Here is a 22,517-nt window from a genome sequence, read left to right on the forward strand (position 1 = left end):
TCGAACCCCGCGGGCAGAAAGGCCAACACGCCATGCCTGGCGACAGTCACAGTCGAACGCAACCGCCGTCCGCCTTGACGTGACCTGACGGCTCACGTCCTGCCGGACGGCAAGGAGTGAGCCATGAACGAATTCGCACCCGTATTGGATGACGACGCCGTCGCCGTCGCCCGTGTTCTTGCCAACGATCACGTCGCCGACGTCGTCGAAGCCCTCAACCACGAACCCCGCCAGACGGCGATCGAGCTGCTCTGCGCGGTGCCGTTCGAGCGTCTGGTCGAGATCTTCGACCAGCCGGAGCTCGAAGCCGCCCCGGAGCTCGCCGAAGCCTTGCCGCGCCCCAAGGCGAGCAAGCTGTTGACCGCCATGTCTGTCGACCGCGCGGCCGACATCCTGCGTGAGCTGGATGAGCCTGCCCGCTCGGAACTGCTTGGCGCGCTTGCCCCACCGCCGCGCGCGACTCTGCTTTCCATTCTCGGCTATCCCGAAGGCAGCGTCGCCGGCTTGCCGGCGGCGGTCTCCACCTGCTTTAGACGCGTTCGCCGTTCTTCACGCGGTAAGTCGGCTTGTACATGGTGACGAGTTCCTCTGCCGCCGTCGGGTGAACGGCCATCGTGCGGTCGAAATCGTCCTTGGTCAGCCCCGCCTTCAGCGGAATGCCGAGAAGCTGCGCCATCTCGCCGGCGTCGGGGCCGAGAATGTGCGCTCCGAGCACCTTTCTCGTGGTGCCGTCGACCACCAGCTTCATCAGCATCTTCTCGTCGCGGCCCGACAGCGTATGCCGCATCGGGCGGAAGGAAGCGCGATAGATCTCGATGTCCGCGAAGCGCTTGACCGCCTCATCCTCGGACAGTCCGACGGTGCCGATTTCCGGCTGCGAGAACACGGCCGTCGGAATGGTGTCATGGTCCGGAGACGTCGGGTTGCCCTTGAAGACGGTCTCGATGAAGCACATCGCTTCGTGGATCGCCACTGGCGTCAGTTGCACGCGGTGGGTGACGTCGCCGATCGCCCAGATGTTGTCGATGCTGGTACGGGAATATTGGTCGACGACGATCGCACCGGTCTTGCCTAGTTCCACGCCGACGCCTTCGAGCCCCATATTCTCCGTGTTGGGGATGCGGCCGATCGCCAGCATGACCTGATCGACCGTCAGCGTCTGGCCGCCGGAAAGCAGCACGTCCAGCCTGCCGGCCGGGTTCTTGCGCACCCATTCGGAAATGCTGTGGCAGAGGATCCTGATCCCCTTCTTCTCCATCGTCTCGTGCAGCGAGCGGCGAAGATCCATATCGAAGCGGCTGAGGATCTCCTGGCCGCGATAGACCAGCGTGGTATCGACGCCGAGCCCATGAAAGATGTTGGCGAATTCGACGGCAATGTAGCCGCCGCCTTCGATCATGATCGCCTTCGGCAGTTCCTTGAGGTCGAAGGCCTCGTTGGAGAAGATGCAATGTTCGTGGCCGGAAAGCGCCGGATGCGGCGCCGGACGGCCGCCGGTAGCGATCAGGATCTGGTCGGCGCTGACTGTGCGGTCTTCGGCGACCAGGTATACCGAATGCGGGTCGACCAGCACGGCGCGCGAGTGAAAGGCCTGGCCCCCCGCACCTTCGACGTTCTTCTTGTAGATCGCCTCCAGCCTGGCGATCTCCTTGTCCTTGTTGGCGACCAGCGTCGGCCAGTCGAAGCTTGCCTCGGGCACCGTCCAGCCATAGCCGGCCGCGTCGGCGAAATGCTCGGGGAACTGCGAGGCATAGACATAGAGCTTCTTCGGCACGCAGCCGCGGATGACGCAGGTGCCCCCATAGCGAATTTCCTCGGCGATGGCGACGCGCTTGCCGAGCGAGGCAGCCACACGAGCCGCCCTCACCCCGCCGGAGCCGCCGCCGATGACAAAAAGATCATAGTCGTAACCGGCCATCGGATGGGCTCCTGCACAATGGAAGTGTGTGCCAGAGGTAGGCTGCCGGGCGCTAAAAGAAAAGCCCGGGAAACCCGGGCTTTCCTGGTCCAGCGGCATTGAGCCTGTGGAAGTGGATCAGTTCTGCGAATTGTCAGCCGGGGCCGATCCGTCAGCCGGAGCAGAGCCATCGGCGGGAGCGGTTGCATCCTGCGCAGGCTTGGCCGGAGCGGCGGCCTTGGCGGCGGCGGCGAGCGTCTCGCCGACCTGCTGGGCGAGATCGCGGGCGACGCCGTTCTGCCAGATGTCGGCTGCCTTCACGAGATCGCGCGTGACCGCCGGGCCGCTGTCGAGCAGCTTCTTGCCGGCATCCGAGCTGTAGAAGGTAGCGATATCGTTGAGGTCCTTTTCGGAGAACACCTTGGCATAGGCAAGGGCCGCCTCCTTTTCCAGATCGGCGCGGCGTGCCGCCAGCGCCATGGCCTTCTCGGTGACGGTCTTGCCGATCAGCTCCTGCATGTCGGGGTTTTTCTGGATCAGCTGGTTCTGAAGCGCGGCCGCCGCCTGCGGCAGGATATTGTCGAACGGGTCGGTAGCATGAATAGCCGCAACCGCGGCCCGCGCGGCCTTGAGATGCGATTCGCTGATATCCTGCGAAAACGCCGGCGAGGACAGCGCAAGGACGGCTGAGGCCGCCAGAATCGTAGAAAGGCGGCGAACCCGTTTATGCAACATCATGATGGATAGAACTCCCTGGTTTTCGGGCGGCATGGACGGTTTGGATGCCGTCGCCGCCGGCGATGATGGCCGCTGACGCCAGCCCGATGAATAGACCGTGCTCGACAACGCCTGGAATGGCGAAGAGAGCATTCGAAAGCGCTCTTGTATCCGGAATGCGGCCAAAAGATGCATCGAGGATAAAGTGGCCGCCGTCTGTAACAAAAGGCTGGCTTCCCGTCATCCTCAATGTCACCGGGCCGACAAGGCCGAGGCTAGCCGCCGCTGCGCCGACCGCGATCTCGGTGGCGCGCAGGCCGAACTTGTTGACTTCGATCGGCAGCGGGAAACGGCCGAGGGTCTCGACCATCTTGGACTGGTCGGCAATCACGATCATGCGCTCAGACGCCGCCGCGACGATCTTTTCGCGCAAGAGCGCCCCGCCGCCGCCCTTGATCAGCGTCAGCGCCGGGTCGATCTCATCGGCGCCGTCGATGGTGAGGTCGAGCTCGGGCGTTTCCTCCAGCGTCGACAATGGCACGCCAAGCTCGCGGCAGAGTGCCGCGGTGCGTTCGGATGTGGGCACGCCGATGACGGCGAGCCCGGTCGCGACCTTTTCGGCCAGCAGCCGGACGAACTCGTCGGCGGTCGTGCCGGTGCCGATGCCGAGCCGCATGCCGCTGCTGACATGGGAGAGCGCTGCGCGCGCGGCCTCGACCTTCAACTGCCTTGCATCCATGCCGCCGTTGTCCCGATTTCGCTGGTTTCGCGCGCCTCCTAGCATTTTTGCCTGTCCCGTCAAAGGCTCTGCCTGTGGACCGATAGAGCCTGCTTGCTTGACCGCCGCGCAGCCTGTATCGGCTGCGGCACTTCAACCGCTGCAGGACTGGCCATGACCCGACCGATCATCGTGTTCGACCTCGACGGGACGCTCATCGACACCGCGCCGGACCTGCTCGACAGCCTCAACCACAGCCTGGCGGCAAGCGACCTCGTTGCCGTCGATGAGGCCGGCTTCAGGCGCTTCGTCGGCCATGGCGGCCGCGTCATGATCGAACGCGCGCATGCCGCGCAGAACAAATCGCTGGTGGCGGAGGAGCACGACCGGCTGTTGAAACTCTTCCTCGACCATTACACGATCAACATTCCAGGCAAGTCGAGTCCCTATCCCGGTGTCGTCGCCGCGCTCGACCGCTTCCAGGCTGCCGGCTGCCTGATGGCGGTCTGCACCAACAAATACGAGGCGAATTCGGTGGCGCTGATTACGGCGCTCGGCATGGCTGACTATTTTGACGCGATCTGCGGCCAGGATACCTTCGCGTTCCGTAAGCCCGACCCGCGTCACCTGACCGAAACCATCAAGCTGGCCGGCGGCGACCCCCACAACGCCCTGATGGTCGGCGATTCGCAGACCGACATCGACACCGCCAAGGCGGCCGGCATTCCGGTGGTGGCGGTCGATTTCGGCTACACCGACCGCCATGTGCGCGAGTTCGAGCCGACGCTGGTCGTCTCGCATTTCGACACGCTGACGCCGGAACTGGCCGAAAGGCTGATCGCCGCCGCGCGCTGAGTTCCGGCTTTTCCAGCCTGCCGAGGCCCGGCGAATTCGATCATGGCAGATCGTCGGCACATTGCCTTGACTTCGCGCACCCGCCTCCCTTATATCGCGGCTCGCTTCGGCCTTCGGCCAACGAGCGGGCGATTAGCTCAGCGGGAGAGCACACCCTTCACACGGGTGGGGTCGCAGGTTCAATCCCTGCATCGCCCACCATTTTCTCAAGCACTTAGCCATACCGAAAATCCTCCGCGTACCGAAACCGTGCAGCAAAGCCTTACTTCGGCCGAGACTGACAGACTTGGTTGCGCCGATCGGGACCTGAAGCCACGGACGTCAGCCCCGGAAGTAGCGGGCAGATGCAGTCGGCCGAAACCGCCGATTTCGCCATGGTCAGACCTCCGCTGCCTGCCCCTGGAAATCACGGGATGATGCCCATAGGTGTCCTCAAGCATCTTGACGGACATGCCTAGCGCGCCGGCTGCCTCCTACAGATCGATGCCCTGCTGCATCATCCATGTTGCGCGGCTGTGACGGAGGATATGCGGCGTCACTGACCTCTTGAGGCCGGCGAACTTTCGAGCCGCATACCAAGGCTTGCGAATCTTTTGGATCGGTCGGCCGTCACGGGCGACAACGCCGCGTCTCCAAGCCCAAGTCGAGGGAGATTGCCATCCGATAAGGCCGATCTAATAATGATTTGTGTTGAAGGCGTTTCGCTGATTAGCTGCCTTGCATAACACCGGGACAAGATTGGCAAATGTTGTCCGGGGAGGACCGCGATGCCGGTGCTTGAGGTTCGTCACGTTTCCAAGAATTTTGGGGCCATCCAGGCCCTGACCGACGTCAGCTTCCAGGTGGAGCGGGGTGAAGTCGTGGGTCTGATGGGCGACAACGGAGCCGGCAAGTCGACGATAGTCAAGACGGTGGCCGGGAATTTCCCGCCGAACGACGGCGAAATTGTCGTGGACGGCGAGGTTTGTCACTTCCACAAACCCGTCCAGGCCCGGGCCAAGGGGATAGAAGTCGTTTATCAGGACCTGGCGCTCGCCGATAATCTGACGGCCGCGCAGAACGTCTTTCTTGGCCGCGAGATGAAGAAGGGCTTCTGGCCCATCAGGGTGCTCGACAAGCAGGCTATGGTCGACCGCTCGGCAGCGCTGTTCAAGGAACTGAAATCGGAAACCCGGCCGCGCGACCTCGTCAGGAAGATGTCGGGAGGGCAGCGCCAGGCGGTAGCCATCGCGCGGACCCGGCTTTCAAACGCCAAGCTGGTGCTGATGGACGAACCGACCGCCGCCATCTCCGTGCGCCAGGTGGCGGAGGTGCTCGAATTGATCCGGCGCCTCAAGGCGCAAGGGGTCGGCGTCATGTTGATCAGCCACCGCATGCCCGACGTTTTCGCCGTGGCAGATCGTATTATAGTGCTCAGGCGAGGTTCGAAGGTTGCCGACAAGCAGACCGACAACACCTCGCCCGAGGAAATCACCGGACTGATAACGGGGGCCATCCGTGGCGAATAGTGCTCGGCAGTCGGTTAGTGTTCGGGAGTCGGCCGGGGAAACCGGCCGGCCAGCCATGTCGGACTTCGTCCCGACCAAGGAAAAGACGGGGCTGCAGCGTGTAGTTTCAAGTCAGCCGTTCTGGGTGACGATCGCGCTCATCGCTCTGGTCATGTTGATGACAGCCATGGAGCCGAGCTTCGGCACCTCCGAAAACGTCGCCAACGTCACGCGCAACTTCGCACCTTTCGGCCTCATGGCGCTCGGCATGACGGTGGTGATCATCACCGGCGGCATCGATCTGTCGGTCGGCTCGATCATGGGCCTGGTGGCCATCGTCGCCGGGCTGTTCCTGACCTGGCACTATCCCTGGTACGTCGCCTTCGCAGTCGGCCTTTTCTCCGGCCTGGCCTGCGGGGCGGTCAACGGGTTCTTTGTCGCTTATGTCGGAATGCCGTCCTTTGTGGTCACCCTTGGCATGCTGTCCGTGGCGCGCTCGCTGGCGGTCGTGTTCTCGGCCAACCAGATGCTCTACCAGTTCGGCCCCGATGCTCCGATCGTGAAGGCGATCGGTCAGGCGAGATGGCCGCTGCATGGGCCGCAGGACTGGGCACCGCACTGGATACCGGGATTGTCATCGCAGTTCTGGACCATGGTGGTCCTGGCCCTGATCGTCGGCTTCGTGTTCAATTTCACGGCCTGGGCCCGGCATCTCTTCGCCATCGGCGGCAATGAGGAGGCGGCCCGGCTTACCGGCGTGCCGGTCGACTGGATCAAGTTCGAGGCCTATGTGTTCTCGGCTTTCACCGCTTCGCTCGCCTCGCTACTGCTCCTCGGCTACAACGGTTCGGCCATCAATGCCATGGGCCAGGGCTATGAGTTGCGCGTGATCGCCGCGACAGTCATTGGCGGAGCCAGCCTCATGGGCGGCGCCGGCACGGCGTTCGGCGCAATCATCGGTTCGGCCTTCCTCGAGGTGATCAGGAACGCACTGCTGATGGCCGGCATCGATTCAAATTGGCAGGGTGCCTTCGTCGGCGCCTTCATCGTTCTTGCGGTTCTTTTGGGCATGCAAACCGGCGGCAGATCGCTGCTCGCAGCGTCGCTGGCAGCCTTGATGCCCAAAAGAAGCCGCTAGAAACCCGCTGGCGGGAGGCCTGCGGGATCACACCAAGGAGGAGAACGTCCGATGAAAAAACATCTGCTGACGGCGGCCGTGGCGCTTGGCGCAATGGTGCTCGCCGTTTCCGGTGCCCAGGCGAAATACACCTTCGCCCTGGTGCCGAAGAACATGAACAATCCTTTCTTCGACCAGGCACGCGACGGCTGCAAGAAGGCCGAAGCCGAATCGAATGGCGCCGTGGAGTGCATGTATATCGGCCCCGGCGAGCATGGCGGCGGCGACGAGCAGGTACAGATCGTGCAGGACCTCGTGGCCAAGAAGGTGGACGGCATCGCCGTGTCGCCATCGAACGCCGCGGCGATGGCGGTTGCGCTGCAGGCCGCCAAGGAAGCCGGCATCCCGGTCCTCACCTGGGACTCCGACCTCCTGCCCGAGAACAAGGATCTTCGCGCCGCCTATATCGGCACGCACAATTATGAGATCGGCGTGAACCTTGCCAAGCTTGCCATGCAGATCAAGCCCAAAGGCGGCACGGTCTGCATCCAGTCGGGCGGTGCGGCGGCGGCCAACCACAATGAACGCATGCAGGGCATTCGCGATACGCTTTCGGGCACCAAATCGGCCGCCTCGCCCGGGGACCGGCTGACGGGCCAGAACGGCTGGACCGAAATCGAAGGCTGTCCGCTCTACACCAATGATGATTTCCCGCTTTCGGTGCAGCAGTTCGAGGACATCATGGGGAAAAACCCGAACCTCGACGCATTCATCCCAACCGGCGGCTTCCCGCAGTTCATACCCGATGCCAACCGCGCTGCGGTAGCCCCGTACAAGGACAAGATCGCCTCGAAGGCGCTGGCCCTTGTCGTCGCCGACACGCTTCCCGTGCAGATCGACCAGATGAAGGAAGGTCTCTCTCTTGGCCAGGTCGGCCAGCGGCCTTTCGAAATGGGCTACAAGACGATGATGGCATTGAAGGACATGAAGGACGGCAAGGCGCCGCCGGCTGACCCGACCTACACCGGCCTCGATGTCTGCACTCCGGAGACGGCGGACACCTGCGTCGCCAAATAGTGCTCTATGGGCGGGAGGAAAACTCCCGCCCTTTCATTGGAGCGAGATGCAGTTAGATTGAAGCGTTCTCATCTCGCTCCAGGGGTTTCAATGTCGGAATTGTTCTCGCTCAAGGGCCGGGTCGCGTTGGTGACAGGTGCTTCGCGTGGCCTCGGCTTCGCGATGGCCAAGGCGCTTGCGGAAAACGGCGCAACGGTGATCGTCAATGCCCGCGGCATGGATGCCCTCTCCGCGGCGGCGCAAAAGATCGGCGCCGAAGCCCTGCCGTTCGATGTTGCCGACGCGGCGATCTCAAGGGCGGCGCTTGAGGGAATCGTCGAACGCCACGGCCGCCTCGATATCCTGATCAACAACGCCGGTATCCAGCATCGCAGCCCGTTGGTCGAATGGCAGGACGAGGACTTCGACCGTGTGATTGCAGTCAACCTTTCGGCCTGCTTCCGCATGATGCGCGAGGCGGTGCGCCTGATGCTGCCGAACAAATTCGGGCGCATCATAAACACTGGATCGGTTGCAGCGATCCTTGGCCGTCCCACCATTCACGCCTATGTGGCGGCAAAGGCGGGGCTGCATGGACTGACACGCTCGACCGCCGCCGAGATGGGTCGTCACGGCATCACCATCAACGCGATTGCCCCCGGCTATTTCGCCACCGAGCTCAATACCGCACTTACCAACGACGAGGCCTTCACCAAATGGGTCGAGGCGCGAACTCCTGCTGGCCGCTGGGCCCAACCTGAGGAACTCGGCGGAGCCGTGGTGTTTCTCGCGTCCAACGCTGCCGCCTACGTCAACGGACATGTTTTGGCGGTCGACGGGGGGCTATCGGTCTCCCTCTGACCTGCGAACCGCCTTCAACAGTGACAGCCAGACAACAACCGGTTAGTGGCGCCGGACGTGGCTGCCTAGATCAACCCTCTGCGCACAGTCAAATGCGTCACCGCCGTCACCAGGATTGCGCCGGTCATGAAATAGAGCGTGGCCACAATGTTGCCGTGGTGGAAGTAAATCCCTGCGAGAAGCAGGGCCATGGCCACCGCAAGAAAAGCAATGATGCGCGAGAAGTTATCGGGCATAGAGACGAACCTATGCAAATAGGATGGATGGCCGCCCTCAATCAGCCGTGCGCTCAATAGAGCGGTTTTCGATTTTCCGCAACCGGCATGATGTGGGACACTGACAGAACCCGCGCCTGGAGCGTGCCGGCGCCGACGCTCCCTATACCAAATCCACCTCGACCCAGAGCCCACCGGGGCCCCGAGCAGGGTCGCGCGGCGCGCTGCGCACCGCCAGGATCGAGCCGGACGGCGAAGCAAAAGCCGGTCTTCCATTTGCACCGGCCAGCCAGGAATCGTCGGCACGGATGACGCGGCCCTTGGTCTTGGCTTCGAGCGCGGCCAGGATCGGGTCATAGGGCATCTCGCCCCAATGCACCTTTACCGCATCCAGCTTGTTGGTTGGAATGAAGGCCGAGAGGTCCGGGCTTGTCATCAGGTCGAGCCCCTGTTTCTGCGGCGTGGCGTTCTGGCTGCCGTGATGAGCGACCTTGAGATAGACGGTGCGAGCGAGCAGATCGGCCGTGGTGACGGTCGCCTGCCCCACCGGCCATTTCAGATCCTTCCAGCTCAGCCAGTTGCCGATCTGGGCGTCGCCCGGGAACAGGAATACCCGGCCGCTGTCGATGAACTCGAAGGCGAGCACCAGGCTGGTGTTGTTGACGCCGCGGTCAAGCTGCAAGGCGAGGTCGGCGGCGATCGCCATCCAGTCGGCGTCGATGCGGCGCCATGACTGATCGCGGTCCTCCATCGGAGCCGCGCTGGAGACCGGCCCGGAATAATGCTTGCGGGTGAAAGCGTCGATATCGACGGCCGGATCGCTGCCCTTCTCGCCGTTCAGCGCCGCCGAGAGCGGTGTGCCGACATTGCGTTCGAAGGGGCTGAGCTCGTCGATATAAGTCGGATCATCGGCCTGGTTCATCTTGAGCCCGGATGAAAGCGCCCGCGCGAACGGCCCGCCGCTGGCGAGCGGGAACATCTCGCTCGCCTTTTCCTCCAGCCGAAGCGCCGCCTTGTCGCGCGGCGGACCAAGCACATAAATCCGGAGATTGGGCAGTTCCGCGATCGATTGCGGCGCCCCGCCGGGCTCGAAATAGGTGGGCGATGGTTTTGCGGATAGCTTTGCCGCGGCGTTGCGCGCCGAGCGCACTCTTTCGCCGGCTGCCCCGAACTGAAAGCCGAGCACGGCCTGCAGGCCGTCGCGCACGCGCTCCATATAGGGGTTGAGCCCCTGCATGCCGTCGAGCTTCTGGCTCGCGCCCTGCAACGCAGCCAGCGCCTGGCCCTTGAACTTATCGAGTTCCAAGGCTTCGGGGTCGGCCGGATCTTCGGTCCACGCCATCCATATGTCGCCAACGGAAAATTCCTTGAACAAGTCCTTTGCGGTCAGGAAGCCCGAAACATGATCCCAGTGCTCATGGGTGACGACGAGCACGTCGATCTTGCCGCCCGTCTCCTTCTTGAGGTCGGCAACGATGTCGGCGACCAGCGCCGGGCCGCCGGCGATCGAGACGTGGATGCCGCAGTCGATCAGCATCCGGAACGGCGAGCCGTCGGCTCTCGTGAAGGTGAGCAGGTGGCAGTCGCCGATGCCTTGGCAATAGTGCCGGACGGTAACCGAAGGCGCGCGTGCGGCGGGAGCCGCGGCTCGTCGAGGTCGCCTTGTTGCCGCTGGCTTCCTAGACATGGTCGTCGTCTCCGTCGCTGGCGTGCAGAATGGCGAAGGGCTCGGAAGCCTCGCCGCCGAAATAGAGCGCCCGGAGCGGCGACAGATAGTTCGCGGTTACCGTCTGGGCCTGGCGCTTCTGCCGGTCCGTGCTGCCGGTGTTCTTGATGATCGCGTAGCGCATCTCCTCAAAGCCTTCGCGCGGGTCGATGATGATGGTGGCGCCGCCGCGGAACCAGAAGAAGCCGTCGCCCTTGTTGACGCCTTGCGGCGCCGGCGTGCCGTCGAAGGCGACGGGAAGCCGCTGCTGGATCACGGCGACAACCTCGACGCGGAACGAGCCGTCCGGCTCGACGCGCCGCGTCGGACGCACGCTGTAGATGTCGAAGGTCGTCTCGCCCTTCTTCGGCTGGTGCATGACCGTGCCGTCCTCGTTGTAGCGCGGCAGGTCGGGCAGCAGGCCGAACTGCTTGTAGAGATCGGGATCGGAAGCGAAGGCCCTGTGCATCGCCTTCCACAGCGCGTAGCGGTTCTTGTCGTTCAGGGCGAAGATCTCGGAGCGTTTCAGCTTCTGGTTCCAGCCGAGGTCGACCTTGGCAAGCAAGCCCTTCAGCCAGAGAGGCGAAGGATCTTCCGGCGCGCTCCAGGCAAGCGTCTCTTCCGAAATGGTGCGCACGTCGCGCGGCAGGAGCTTCCACTTGCGGAAGGATTCCAGGAACGCCAGGCGATAGTGCAGCGGATCGTCGGGATAGGCGTCGCGGTCGGCTGTGATCAGCGCCCGCAGGTATTCGCCGAAGGTGATGTCGACCGCCGGGCAATAGTCCAGCGCACGGATGCACATGGTCAGCATCTGTTTGGCGGTCTTGGCGACCTCGTCGGTAAGGCGCTCGACCAGGCCCGGATGCAAGGTGCCCGCCGGCAGGATGCCCGTGCCGCCGGTGGCAAGCTGGATCAGATCGTCGGTGCGGCGGTCGGCGATGGCGATGAACGCCTGGTAGACGGCGAAGACGAGGATGGAGCCGCGGTCATGCGCCTCGAACGTCTTGTCGTAGTCGAGGTTGGCCATGCCGGCGCCGCCATATTCGCGCAACGGCCCTGCCCTGCCGCTGCCCTCACCGAACTGCTTGGCGATGCCGGAGAGCAGCGAGGCCGCCGACACATCGCCCCTCGCCTTGCCGATCTCGAAATTTACCAGCTCCTTCAGGGTAAAATGCTGGAACAGCGCGACGATGTCGGCAAAGGCCTCATGGAAGGCCGGGACGTCCGGGTTGGACGTTTCCTGGAAGCGGCGATGCAGCCCGTCGAGCAGCGCATGCGACATCTCGTGCGCGATGATGTCGCTGGACAGGCAGGAAAACACCGTCGTTCCGGGCGTGGTGACGTCGCCCTCATTGCTGGTTGCCGGGAAATAGCCGAACAGCAACGCCTTCTTTTCAGGGCTGTAGTAGGCGTTCTCGGCGCGCAGTCCATGCGGATAGATGCGCAGGCGCGGCACATAGTGGGCCTTCACCGTCATGTCTCCGGTGCGGCCGGGGTGTTGCGAATAATGCGGCGCCCATAGCGCCCGCCGCCCGAGCGCGCGCTCGAAATGGCCAATCGTGGTCATGGCGACCGCGTAGACCATCTGCTGGTGGAACTTCGGATTGCCCTCCGAAGGCGGCAGACCGTCCTGCGCCAAAAGCATCTTGTCGTTGAGGTCGACCGGATCGTAGACGCGGTCGGACGCCGGATCGACATCGACCACTTCGAGATATTCGCCGATCGGGCCCGGCAGCAGCGGCCTGTCGGCCGACGGCTCGTCGTCCCACGGAACCGAAATCGTCGCCTGGTAGACCGACACCGAGACCAATCGCTTGGCGACGGAAGGGTCGAGCGCGTAGATGCGCAGGCGCCGCTGCGGCGGCGGTAGCGGACGCGGCTTGCGCTTGATCGGCGCCGGACTTGCGGCAGGGGCTGCGACCGGCACCGGCTTGGCGCCGGTCCTGCCCAGCAACCCTTCGAGAAAGGCCTTGAGCGGTCTCGACGGATTGCCTTCGTCGAGAGCGGCTTCGAGATAGCGATTGCGCGCCGCGGCCGAGATCGTGTCCGGGTCTCCGTCCGGATCGGCGATTGCCTGGTCGACCGAAGCGGTGGTTTGCGCCATCTGCATCAGCTCCAGCCCCAGCATCCTTTGCCGTTGCAACGCCGCGGGCGACTGGACCGCAAGCGAATTGCCGCCGGTCAAGAGATCGAGCCAGCTCCAGGTGTAGGTCGCCGGCGCCAGCTTCTGCAGCAGGTTCTCCGCCGGCGGGGCGATCGCCAGCACGTCGAAGGCGCGCACCACCCCTTGCCCGATCTTCTCCAGCGTCTCGGCGGCGTTCATCTTCGGCGTCGATTTCTTCGCCGCCTTGAACATCGCGAAGCGGACAGCCTCGATGCGCATCCAGGGCTGCGAATAGGCCTTCACGACGTCCCAGTGCTCGGCCAGCCAAAGCGCGGCCGCGGCCGCGACCTGCGGCGTCGCCGCCGAGGTGCCGCTGCCGTCCATGTCGACGATCTTGGCGCAGTCGATCTCGGCCCAGGGCACGTTCGGTGTGTAGGCGCCGAGCGCCGTCTTCATCTTGGAAGCCGGCCCGTAATTGCCCTGCATGGTGCCGAAGTCGAGGCCGGCATAGGCGCGGCCGTCGCCCATCACGCCGCATGCGGCCAGCACGCGATTGTAGCGGGCGGGATAGACGATGCTGCGCGGCGTGATGGTGAAATTGTTGCCGGCAGCGGTGACCATCACCAGGCCGTGGTCGTAGGCGAGGTTGACCGCGTCCACGAGAGCCTGCGAAGCGAGGCCGCCCATACTCATTGACAGCACCTGGGCGCCTTTCTGGCGCGCATAGTCGATGCCCTGCACCATCGTGCCCGTCGTCAGCCGGACCACCCAGTCGGCGATGCGGACCGGCAGGATTTTGGTCTGCGGGGCGCCGCCGACGAAATCGGTGAAGCCCGGCCAATGCGGCGACGTGCCGTCGAGCTTGTTGCCGGCAAGCAGACTGAGTGTGCCGGTGCCGTGGCCGCGATTGCTGGTGAGCGTACCGGCAGGCGCATGATCGGTCGCGTTGTTCGGCCCGGTGCCGTCGTCGACGAAATTGCGCTGCTTGGCCGTGAGAAGGCCGGCCGGCAAGGTGCGGTGGCCAGGATCGAAGCCGGTATCGAGATGGGCAATGGTGATGTTGGCCTGCTTGGCGCCGACCTTGCTGCGGGCGGCGGCGAACTGGCTGAAGGATGGCCCGGCGTTCCAGGCAACCACGCCAGGCACGGTCGCCTGCCTGCCGCCCGGGTCCTGGTCGTCGAAGGCGCAGACGGGGGCGGCGCTCGCCGCCATGCCGCGGTCGCCGCTGCTGTTCCTGTAGTCCCATTGCTGAACGATGTCGGGTTCGACCGCCAGGATATCGCCGCCGGTCGCAGCGAAATCTCCACCGCGGGCCACAAGTTCGTGGGCAGCGTCCCAGGGATTGTCCGAGTCCTCGGTCTTGGGGGAAAGCCGCAGCCACGTCGCGCCGCGGTCCGCCGCCGCCCCGAAGTCAGCGCCCGCAGCACCAGGCGGCACGGTCAGGATCGGTTCGGCGTCGATTGCTCCGATACCAAGCGACCGCCTCCGGGCCGCGAGCCCGGCGCCGTCACCCCGAACCTTGACAAGGAGTCTCCTCGCCATGGCGTGCCCCTCCTCGGAAGTGGAAACCATGGCGTGGACCGTCAATCGCAGTCAAGCCAAGTCCCAAACCATGCTTCGATCGATCTGTTAGCCAACCAAGAAACCGGGCCGATTGTATTTCCGAACCAATATGCTTGGCGACTGAAACGTACACCCGGCAATGACAATCGCGCCGGCCGACAGACGCTTCTGTGATCGCCTTCACATACGGCGGGTGGGCTTCGCGCGCAGATACCGCACCGGGTGGCACTCGCTTCTGCTTCAATGCACGGGCTCGAATGGCTTCCGGGCGCCTGAAAGTGGGGTGGAATTTCGATCACCTAGCCATTTTCAGATTTGCTGTTCGCGCGCGTCGGTCACCTCCCGCCACGCGCGCGGACGGCGTTTCATAGATCGGTTCGCGTCCGCCAGCGCGCTCCGATTCCCGCTGCAAGGGAAGTTGCCGGCTAATTTGATGCCTGCAGCGCACGTCTGGCGCTCGATCTCCAAAGGCCGTCGTGTGTTGCCGTAATTGCCACGAAAGGAGACCAGGCCTTGATCGAACATGCACTTGTCATACAATTTCCGCTCAACGAGAGGCGGAATCGCATCATGTCCACAGCCAGCGCAGACGACAGGAGCACCCTGCCGCGTCTGGCGCGGATCGATCCGCGTCACTTCGATCTGCTGTTCGGCGGCTGCAAGGTGGAACGTTATGCCGCCGGCCAGCACCTGTTCGTCCAGGAGGATGCGTCCGACCGCATCTACGGCGTGATGAGCGGCACGGTCGAAATTTCGCTCTATTCGCCGGGCGGACAGAAGCTGGTGGCCAATATCGAGCTGTCGCGCAGCCTCGTCGGCGAGATAGGCGCCTTGGACGGACGCCCGCGCACGGCAACCGCCATGTGCCTCACCGCATGCGAGCTGGTTTCGCTCAACCGAGCACAACTCTTTGATCGCATTGAAAAAAATCCGCCGTTGGCGCGCGCCATGATCGAACTCCTATGCACGCGGCTGCGCTGGGTCAGCGGCGAGCTCGGCGACCAGGCCTTCTTCGGCATCGAGGCCCGGCTGGCGAAGCGGCTGGTGTTTCTCAGCGGCGTCATGGCCGATCCCGCCGGCTGGGTCCCGATCTCTCAATCGGAGCTCGGCGAATTCCTCGGCGCGACGCGCGAATCCGTCAACAAGACGCTCAATGATTGGCGCAACCGGCACATGATCGCCATCAAACGCGGTGGGCTGCGCATCATCAATGCCGCCGCGCTGAACCAGATCGCCGATTCGCAGGACGACGGCTGAGCGATTTTGACCCCGAATCAGAGCCGCGAAATCAGGTAGCGCAGCGCGGATCGGCTTGGCATGAAGAAGTAGCCGCCGCCCTTCGTGGTGACGAATTGCGGCATGTCCCTGAGCACCGTGACCTTTTCCCATGACGGGATCGAGAACCGGCCGTCGCCGTCGCGCGCGCCGATTGTCGGATCTTTTTCGCCGACAAGGCCCTGGAACGAGCTCGACGAGACCCATGTCTGCTGGATGAATTCGTACTGGCGTTCGATGTCGGCGTTGAGGCACATGAAGAGAAGCCCCTTCTCGACCTTCCCGCTGCGGTCCTTCTTCTCATACGTGCGGCCGACACGCAGGATGCGGTGGCGCTTGCCGATCCGGATCTGCGTCTCGCGATCCTCGCCGAGCGAGTCGCGCGGGTTGGAGCGGCGTATGTGCGAGCCGAGCGGACAGCGATGCCCTTGCGGATCCTCTGCGCCGAGCGCGAAGTCGTTGTCGACGCCGCGGCCCGGGCGGCCATCGGGGTTGCGCACCAGCGAGCTGCCGTCCTGCCAGCGCCCGAGCATCTTGGCCGCTACCCAGCGCGGCGTAATAGTGTCGTCGCCGGTCTCACGCGCCGCCTGCGCGGCGGCATGCTTGCAGTAGTCATCGAACAACTCGACATGCTGCTCGAACTGGCGCACCACGAGGAACGAGCCGTTGCGGCCAAAATCGCGCGGTGGCGGAGGCTGACCGGGAATCTGCCGGTTGCGCCGCACCTGAGACAGGATATCGGTGCGATCTTGCGCTGCCCGAACGGAGGGCGAGGCTGGATAGAACCCATGCTCGTCGCGATAGCCGAACAGGAACTCGCCGGGCGCGACCAGGTGCATCGGTGCGGCACCCTTGGCGGCGCGCGACGTACCCCTGACGATTGGCTGCGAGACACCGTCGGCGAAGCCGAAATGCTCATAGGCGCGCTGGCGCTCCGGCCGGCCGCTATGGCCGGCATGTTGGGTTTTCACGCCGTCCTTCTTCGGCTCGCGATTCACGACAAGCGGCAATTCGGCGACGATCTTCATCCCCGCGCCGGTCGTCTTCCGCTTCGCGGCGGTGACCTCGGCCTTGAGCACGGCTGGCTCATTGGCATAGCAGATGACCACAGCATCGACCGGCGTCCCGGCCGAGCCCCACTGCCATTTGTCAGGCGCGTCGAGGCCGGTGTCGTCGAGGATGCGGCTGCGCTCGGGATTGCCCATGCCGTGACGAAACGCGGCTGGGAATGTATCCAGCGGATCGTCGTCGACACCGCCCTGCAGCCCGAGGCGGCGCAGGCCGTCGGGACCGAAGGCCACCGTCATGGCGCGTCCGGCCGGCACGCCGTCGCCGAAACTCGTGTTGTCGATGACGAAGTCCAGCCATGCTCTCCTTTGCGTTGCCGGCAGCTCTTCGGGCAGCCGGATCGCCAGCATATGCGCGTGGCCGAGCGCGCCGAACGGACCGAAGAAGATCGACTGGATCTCGCCGGATTCCAGCTCTTCGAGGGGGGTAGGCGCCGGCTCACGGCTTGTGAATTCCGCCGCCCTCGCCTGCGGGCGCGGCAACGAGCCGAACAGGCTCACCCAGTCGCGGGCCTCGTTGCCGGTCGCAGAAGCAATGCCGCGCCGTATCCTGGAGTTGATACGGATGCGCGTGGTGTTGAGATGCGGATAGGCGGAGTACCAGAACAGCGTCGGCACCTGCTGGCGCCTGGCCCAGCGCTTGAAGCGGTCGCCGTCGCGCGCCCCGTCGAGGAAGAGCCAGCGCGTGCGCGGGTAACCTTCCGTGTTGCTCCACACTCCGGTCAGGCCTTCGGAGGCCTTGGCGATGAAGTCCTCCAGATAGCTTTCCCAGCTGCCGCCGTAGTTGGAGAAGAACATCAGCTTGTCGGTGCCCGGCAGCAGCACCCAGCGAGCGAAGTGAATGGTGTTTATGGTGGCGAGGAACCCCGGCTTGAATACTTTCTGCGCCGATATCGAGATAAGGTAGAAGGAAAGCCTCAGCGCCAGCCGCCGCAAGGTGCCCGCCTTCATCGTCGAGATCGCGGTGAGATGGTTCTGCGCACAATGGTCCTCATTGGCGAGGATCCTGTCCAGCGCGCCGATGTCGACCGGTGTGTTCTGAGGCCGGTCCTTGTCCTCGAGGCGCCGCAGGCCCAGGAAGCACAAGGCGAAGAACAGGATGGCTATCGCCAGCAGTCCCAGCACCGCCAGCAGAAGCGCGGTGCCGGCAATGGCTATGTTGGTGAAGGTGATGCCGTGGGGATTGCCGAACACGAGCACATAGGTCATGCGCCAGGAGGCAAGGACGACGATCGCGACCGCGGCGAGCATCGCCGGCGCAAGCAGCGTCGTCGTCAAGGCACGCCACCAATGGCCCGGCGGACGCTCCAGCAGGCTTTCGGCCGGCTCGAAGGCCCAGCCGAACTGCCCCAGCGACTGGGCATGCCGGCGCGCCTCGGTGAGCACCGCGGGGGCGTTGCCGGTACCCGCGCGCGGCTTCTCGACGATCTCGCGCACGCTGTCGGCAAGCTCGGCCTCGGCCTGGATGCGGCGCACCGAATGGCCAGGCGTTCCCGAAAAAACCAGCCCTGCCGCGCTGCCGAAGGACGGCGATATCTCGATGTGATGCTTCTTCAGGAAGCCCTCCAGCGAACCGCCGTCGGGCAAACCGCACACATCCCTGAAGATCGGCCGCAGCCGGCGGCCTATGGCTAGCGTTACGGCGCCGATGACATCGTCGGTGCTGCCGTCGCCGGAGATCTCGAACACGAGCGCGCCGGTCTCGAGGCCCGATTTCTCGTCCTTGCCGGTGGCGACGACGGCCAAGCTGGTGAAATGGATCGAGCCCACCTTGTCGAGCGCGTCGCCTACCTGGTCGCTCGCCGGGTTGCCGAGCGAGCCGACCTTGTCGCGCACGGCATCCAGCGGCACCGCGCGCGTGATCGGGCAAACCACGGTGACCATGGACTGATCGACAATGCGGCAAAGCGGTGAGCGCTCGAAATCGACCTTGAGGTTCGCCGGATAGGCGCCGACGTAGCCCAATTTGCCGGCCCTGCCCCGGACGCGATCGAGCCCCGGCTTGCTGAACAGGGCGCGAACGCATTCGCCGATCTGGATGCGGGCGATCTCGGCGCCGATGCACAAGTGGATACCGTGGCCGAAAACCATGTAGTCGCGATGCGGCCGCGAGGTGTCGAATTCGTTCGGCCGCTGCACGATTTCCGGGTCGAACATGGCCGACAGCGTCGCCGGCATCACGACCGTTCCGGCCTTGACCAGACGCTCGCGGCGCGTGCCCTGGCCGATGACCGCATCGCGCCTGGTGTAGCGCCAGGGCCCGATCCAGATCGGCTTGAAGCGCATGGCTTCGAGTATCGCCCGGTCGAGCTTGTCGATGCTGTTCTCTGCAAGCGCCGCGTCGACAGCCCGCCGCGCATCGGCGCGCGACAGGATGACGTCCAGGCAATTGCCCCCGGCAAGCACGTTGGTCGGCACGAAGCCGGCGATCATGCCGAGCATGATGGAGTGGATGTCGGGCAGCGATAGACGCTTCTGATCGACCAGGGCGACAAGGCGCGCCAGCGGCCGGCCGTCTTTTTCCTGCCGGTTCCTGATAGCGGCGATCGAACGATCGATGAGCTTGATCAGACGATCGCTGGCGACGACCGCGAGCTCGCGTGTGGTGGCGTTGGCCATCGGATCTGAAAAGAACAGTGCGCTGAGCGCGATCGACCAATCGGCGAATTCCGTCTCGTCGTCGATCTCGAGGCCGAAATAGTCCCGGCAGATGCGCACCGGCACGATCTTCATCAATCCGGCGACGGCATCGAAGCCGGGGCTGGCGCGGGTCATGATGTCGCGCGAATGCCGCTCGGCGATCGGCCTCACGGCGGCTTCGACTTCCGACGGCGGAAAGGCGCTGAGCACGGCCGATTTCATCTGCCGATAGGCGGCGCTGTCCTGCATGCCGAGAATGAAGTTCGATCCCCTTGCCAGCTCGGTCATTTCCGGCCCGTAGGGCGTCTCGAACTCGTCGCCGCGCTCCAGTATGTCGCGGACGTCCACTCCCTTGGTGACGAGGAGAAATCTGCTGCCTATGGCAAGGTTCGGGTGGAAGCGCCGCAGGAAGGCTAATCCCCAATGGGGATGATCCCGGAGAAAAAACTCGGCGATGCGCGCCGACAGGCCCTTGGTGCGCAGCCGATCGATGTCGAATGGCGGCATTGCCGACACGGGGCCCTGTTTTTTCTGGGCCTCGTTTATGCCGTTGAAGTACTTCCACCTGATCATGCGCGTTCGTGCCCCCCGGCTGTCCACGTCACTGCGATGCCGGCTATCCCTTGGCCTAGGTTTGCTTCGGTCCGGCGTATGTGATTTTTTTCACAGTCGTCTGTCTTCGGTTCCAGCAATCATGCAATGGGCTTGCCCTGATCGAAATTGGCGATCAGGAAGTTGTTTTTCGCCGGGTCGACGAACGGTATCCAGCGAATCCTCTGCTCGGAGAAATCCGGATGCCTAGTGGCGAAAATGGCGCGTTCCCGCTCGGCCTCTTCGCGGCGGCCGCTCCGCATCAAGGCGCCGATCTTCAGGAACCTGGCGTAGAAGTAGCCCGGCGAAAGGTTGAGCGAGCGGTCGGCAGCGGCAATTGCCGCCGCCCAGTCCTCGACGAAGCAGTATGCGGCGGCCAGTTCCCCAAGATTGTGGAAGCGGTAGAGGTCGAACGGGCTCAGCCGCTCGGTATCCAGGAAGAACGGGATCGCGCCGGCGGCGTCGCCGAGCAGCAGGCGCGCGCTGCCCATCGCCGAGCGGGCAAACGCAAAGCTCGGATTGATGTGGATCGCTTCGGTAAGATGCTCGGCCGCCGATGCCGGCAGGCCGCGCATGATGTCGGCCGCGCCGAGATAGGCGTGCGGGCGCGCGTCGAGGCTGTCCATCAGAAGCGCCTTGCGCGCGAATTCTTCGACCTTGGCCAGGTCGTCGCTGTCGCCGAAGCGCAGCCATGCCCGCCAGAAATACCACCATGCCAGCTCGTTCAGCACGGCGCTGGAATTCGGGTCCTCCCGGTAGGCCTTGTCGAAGAATTCGAGCGCGATCTCCGTATCTTTGCGCGTGCGCCTGTTCATGTGCCAGCGGCCCCGCCGCACCAGCTGCCAGGTCTCGAGGCTTTCCCACGGCACCTGGAAGGTCCGAACCTGCTCGGCCCGGTCAACCTCCTTGTCGAGGATCGAAACGATCTCGCTGCCGATCTGGTCGCGCAGGCTGAAGATGTCGACGAGGTCGCGGTCGAAGCGCTGCGACCAGACGAGGCGCCCGTTCGACGTATCGGCAAGCGAGGCGTTGAGGCGTATCTGCCCGCCCAAACCCGTCAGCGAGCCGCTGACGATGTAGCGCGCGCCAAGCGCGTTGCCGATAAGCCTGGTTCCGAGGCTGTCGTCGCGGAACTGGAAGCTGGAGCCCTTGGCGATCACCGAAAGCCAGCGGGTGTTGGAGAGGCCATAGATAATGTCCTCTGCAATGCCGTCGGCCATGTAGCCGACATCGGGCTTGTTTCCGTCGCCCTGGAACGGCAGCACCGCGATTGCCGGCGGTCCCTTGGGGAAGGGTTTGTAATGACCGGGCGCGGTCGGGATGGCGGCCAGGGGAGCTGCCGTCGCCGCGCCATTGCCGCCGCGCCCGGCTATCAGGACGCGCACCGGCAGGGCGATGTTCTTGAGCATGAATTCGCCGAGGTCGGTGAAAACCGCTGCCGTCTTGTCTTTCACGTGGTGCCAGGTTGTCTCCGAAATGGCGAGGCCGTCATGCGGAGCGAATTCCTGGAGACGTGCGGCGATGTTGACGTCGTCGCCATAGAGACGGCCCTCGCGGACGATGACGTCGCCGGTGTTGATCCCGGCCCGAAACGGCATGCGCATCTCCTCGGCGGCCGAGGCATTGAGCGCCATGATCCGATCCTGGAAATCGAACGCCGCACGCAAGGCTTCGATCGGATTGCCGAATTCGGCCATGATGCTGTCGCCAGCAACGCCGAAAGTGCGGCCGCCAAAGGCGCTGCAGCTGTCGGTGATGATATCGCGCCGTTCCTCGAAGGCCGCGACGGCCAGCTCGTCGTCGATGCCCATCAGCCGAGAAAAGCCCACGGCGTCGATAGAAATGATTGTCGCAAGCTGACGGGTATAGTTCCGTTCAGCCATGGCTGAGCCCCCGGTCCCTGTTTTCGGTCCAGAACAGGCGACTTCCGCTCTCGAAACACTTCGCCGTTTGCCGACGGAACACCCTCGGCAGGCTCGGCGCGCCGTTGCCACCCTGTTGATCTGGAACTCTAACAGGGTCTCGTTAAAAGCTCTACCACTAACAGCTAATGGAACGCGTCTTCGGTCCGATCCATGGTTAGCCGTTTGTTATCTGAGGCGCCAGATCATAGAAACTTCCTTACATGTTGGAATCTCGAAACGTTTTTATTTCGGCTTCCGCGAATGAAGGTGGCGCCGGCCGTGACGGACCAGCCGTGGCGCAAGGCGTTGCCCACCCGTGGCGGAACCAACGGGCGGGGATTCGAGTTTTCGGCACATTCATGCAGCACATTCATACCAACATGAGATTGAGGGGGCAGTCATGCGCGCTATTGTTTTGGCAAGTGGTATTGCGTTCTTTGTTATCGGCGGGTCGGCTTTCGCGGCCGACGAGCAAGTGAGGCCGCCGCAAAGTGCCAAGAAGCTCTCCGAAATCGTCGCCAAGGTCGAGAAGCGGAACGACTTCCAGTATGTGAAGGAGGTCGAGTGGAGCAGCGACGGCTATACCGTCACCTATTTCACGACCGACAGGGCCAAGGTCGAAATCACTTATGATCCGGTGACCGGCGAGCCGAAGTAAGCTCCCCAACTGGACCAAATCCGCCCTGTCAGAACTTGCATTCCTGTCAGACCTTGCGTCGACGCGTGTTTGGTGGCTGACTGCGCG

At 63.9% G+C, this 22,517-nt stretch carries 16 protein-coding genes and 1 tRNA gene; 9 read left to right on the forward strand and 8 right to left on the reverse strand.

What is annotated here, in order from left to right:
* Positions 1–123 precede the first annotated feature (123 nt).
* On the forward strand, positions 124–579 hold the full coding sequence (locus tag EH240_RS09315) for a magnesium transporter MgtE N-terminal domain-containing protein (RefSeq protein WP_245435888.1): 456 nt from the start codon (positions 124–126) through the stop codon (positions 577–579).
* On the opposite strand, the gene gor is transcribed toward EH240_RS09315, so the two are convergent.
* The 3 genes from gor to rpiA form a co-directional block, all read right to left on the reverse strand.
* The gene (gene gor / locus EH240_RS09320) at positions 530–1,918 is read right to left on the reverse strand and encodes a glutathione-disulfide reductase (RefSeq protein WP_124997422.1); all 1,389 of its coding nucleotides are present in this window, start codon (positions 1,916–1,918) and stop codon (positions 530–532) included. The genes EH240_RS09315 and gor overlap by 50 nt on opposite strands.
* A gap of 117 nt (positions 1,919–2,035) precedes the next feature.
* Positions 2,036–2,635, reverse strand: coding sequence for a DUF2059 domain-containing protein (locus EH240_RS09325; protein ID WP_124997424.1), 600 nt, complete (start codon positions 2,633–2,635; stop codon positions 2,036–2,038).
* Positions 2,622–3,353 (reverse strand): ribose-5-phosphate isomerase RpiA, encoded by a 732-nt coding sequence (gene rpiA / locus EH240_RS09330; RefSeq protein WP_124997426.1) that lies wholly within the window; start codon positions 3,351–3,353, stop codon positions 2,622–2,624. The genes EH240_RS09325 and rpiA overlap by 14 nt, the downstream gene beginning before the upstream one ends.
* A 153-nt stretch (positions 3,354–3,506) precedes the next feature.
* Between rpiA and EH240_RS09335 the strand changes: the two genes are divergently transcribed.
* The 6 genes from EH240_RS09335 (at position 3,507) to EH240_RS09365 (ending at position 8,708) form a co-directional block, all read left to right on the forward strand.
* The gene (locus tag EH240_RS09335; protein ID WP_124997428.1) at positions 3,507–4,187 is read left to right on the forward strand and encodes a phosphoglycolate phosphatase; all 681 of its coding nucleotides are present in this window, start codon (positions 3,507–3,509) and stop codon (positions 4,185–4,187) included.
* A 126-nt stretch (positions 4,188–4,313) separates the two neighbouring features.
* Positions 4,314–4,388, forward strand: a tRNA-Val gene (locus tag EH240_RS09340).
* A gap of 566 nt (positions 4,389–4,954) precedes the next feature.
* Positions 4,955–5,695 (forward strand): ATP-binding cassette domain-containing protein, encoded by a 741-nt coding sequence (locus EH240_RS09350; RefSeq protein ID WP_124997430.1) that lies wholly within the window; start codon positions 4,955–4,957, stop codon positions 5,693–5,695.
* A 55-nt stretch (positions 5,696–5,750) separates the two neighbouring features.
* A complete protein-coding gene (locus EH240_RS09355) occupies positions 5,751–6,812 on the forward strand; it encodes an ABC transporter permease (RefSeq protein ID WP_124997432.1) in 1,062 nt (353 codons plus the stop codon).
* A 51-nt stretch (positions 6,813–6,863) separates the two neighbouring features.
* The gene (locus tag EH240_RS09360) at positions 6,864–7,868 is read left to right on the forward strand and encodes a sugar-binding protein (RefSeq protein WP_124997434.1); all 1,005 of its coding nucleotides are present in this window, start codon (positions 6,864–6,866) and stop codon (positions 7,866–7,868) included.
* 90 nt (positions 7,869–7,958) lie between these two features.
* On the forward strand, positions 7,959–8,708 hold the full coding sequence (locus tag EH240_RS09365) for a glucose 1-dehydrogenase (protein ID WP_124997436.1): 750 nt from the start codon (positions 7,959–7,961) through the stop codon (positions 8,706–8,708).
* Between the two features lie 65 nt (positions 8,709–8,773).
* Here EH240_RS09365 and EH240_RS37875 read toward each other — a convergent pair whose 3' ends face one another.
* The 3 genes from EH240_RS37875 to EH240_RS09375 all read right to left on the reverse strand — a co-directional run bounded on the left by EH240_RS37875 (position 8,774) and on the right by EH240_RS09375 (position 14,274).
* A complete protein-coding gene (locus EH240_RS37875) occupies positions 8,774–8,944 on the reverse strand; it encodes a hypothetical protein (protein WP_167483977.1) in 171 nt (56 codons plus the stop codon).
* A 142-nt stretch (positions 8,945–9,086) separates the two neighbouring features.
* Positions 9,087–10,610 (reverse strand): MBL fold metallo-hydrolase, encoded by a 1,524-nt coding sequence (locus EH240_RS09370; protein WP_124997438.1) that lies wholly within the window; start codon positions 10,608–10,610, stop codon positions 9,087–9,089.
* Positions 10,603–14,274 (reverse strand): S8 family serine peptidase, encoded by a 3,672-nt coding sequence (locus EH240_RS09375; protein ID WP_124997440.1) that lies wholly within the window; start codon positions 14,272–14,274, stop codon positions 10,603–10,605. The genes EH240_RS09370 and EH240_RS09375 overlap by 8 nt, the downstream gene beginning before the upstream one ends.
* Positions 14,275–14,865: 591 nt before the next feature.
* Here EH240_RS09375 and EH240_RS09380 point away from each other — a divergent pair.
* The gene (locus EH240_RS09380) at positions 14,866–15,552 is read left to right on the forward strand and encodes a Crp/Fnr family transcriptional regulator (protein ID WP_124997442.1); all 687 of its coding nucleotides are present in this window, start codon (positions 14,866–14,868) and stop codon (positions 15,550–15,552) included.
* Positions 15,553–15,569: 17 nt separating this feature from the next.
* Here the strand turns inward: EH240_RS09380 and EH240_RS09385 are convergent, their stop codons facing one another.
* Positions 15,570–19,850: a cytochrome P450 gene (locus EH240_RS09385; RefSeq protein WP_124997444.1), complete on the reverse strand. Its 4,281-nt coding sequence runs from the start codon at positions 19,848–19,850 to the stop codon at positions 15,570–15,572.
* 119 nt (positions 19,851–19,969) lie between these two features.
* Entirely contained in the window at positions 19,970–21,751 is a 1,782-nt protein-coding gene (locus EH240_RS09390) for an adenylate/guanylate cyclase domain-containing protein (RefSeq protein WP_124997446.1), read from the reverse strand.
* Positions 21,752–22,172: 421 nt separating this feature from the next.
* Between EH240_RS09390 and EH240_RS09395 the strand changes: the two genes are divergently transcribed.
* A complete protein-coding gene (locus EH240_RS09395) occupies positions 22,173–22,430 on the forward strand; it encodes a PepSY domain-containing protein (RefSeq protein WP_124997448.1) in 258 nt (85 codons plus the stop codon).
* Positions 22,431–22,517 lie beyond the last annotated feature (87 nt).

Origin of the sequence: Mesorhizobium tamadayense (assembly GCF_003863365.1) — a bacterium.
GTDB classification, from domain to species: Bacteria; Pseudomonadota; Alphaproteobacteria; order Rhizobiales; family Rhizobiaceae; genus Mesorhizobium; species Mesorhizobium tamadayense.

Coding starts and splice junctions, on each gene's coding strand:
- EH240_RS09315 (WP_245435888.1), top strand. CDS start 124: ATGAACGAATTCGCACCCGTATTGGATGACGACGCCGTCGCCGTCGCC.
- gor (WP_124997422.1), bottom strand. CDS start 1,918: ATGGCCGGTTACGACTATGATCTTTTTGTCATCGGCGGCGGCTCCGGC.
- EH240_RS09325 (WP_124997424.1), bottom strand. CDS start 2,635: ATGATGTTGCATAAACGGGTTCGCCGCCTTTCTACGATTCTGGCGGCC.
- rpiA (WP_124997426.1), bottom strand. CDS start 3,353: ATGGATGCAAGGCAGTTGAAGGTCGAGGCCGCGCGCGCAGCGCTCTCC.
- EH240_RS09335 (WP_124997428.1), top strand. CDS start 3,507: ATGACCCGACCGATCATCGTGTTCGACCTCGACGGGACGCTCATCGAC.
- EH240_RS09350 (WP_124997430.1), top strand. CDS start 4,955: ATGCCGGTGCTTGAGGTTCGTCACGTTTCCAAGAATTTTGGGGCCATC.
- EH240_RS09355 (WP_124997432.1), top strand. CDS start 5,751: ATGTCGGACTTCGTCCCGACCAAGGAAAAGACGGGGCTGCAGCGTGTA.
- EH240_RS09360 (WP_124997434.1), top strand. CDS start 6,864: ATGAAAAAACATCTGCTGACGGCGGCCGTGGCGCTTGGCGCAATGGTG.
- EH240_RS09365 (WP_124997436.1), top strand. CDS start 7,959: ATGTCGGAATTGTTCTCGCTCAAGGGCCGGGTCGCGTTGGTGACAGGT.
- EH240_RS37875 (WP_167483977.1), bottom strand. CDS start 8,944: ATGCCCGATAACTTCTCGCGCATCATTGCTTTTCTTGCGGTGGCCATG.
- EH240_RS09370 (WP_124997438.1), bottom strand. CDS start 10,610: ATGTCTAGGAAGCCAGCGGCAACAAGGCGACCTCGACGAGCCGCGGCT.
- EH240_RS09375 (WP_124997440.1), bottom strand. CDS start 14,274: ATGGCGAGGAGACTCCTTGTCAAGGTTCGGGGTGACGGCGCCGGGCTC.
- EH240_RS09380 (WP_124997442.1), top strand. CDS start 14,866: ATGTCCACAGCCAGCGCAGACGACAGGAGCACCCTGCCGCGTCTGGCG.
- EH240_RS09385 (WP_124997444.1), bottom strand. CDS start 19,850: ATGATCAGGTGGAAGTACTTCAACGGCATAAACGAGGCCCAGAAAAAA.
- EH240_RS09390 (WP_124997446.1), bottom strand. CDS start 21,751: ATGGCTGAACGGAACTATACCCGTCAGCTTGCGACAATCATTTCTATC.
- EH240_RS09395 (WP_124997448.1), top strand. CDS start 22,173: ATGCGCGCTATTGTTTTGGCAAGTGGTATTGCGTTCTTTGTTATCGGC.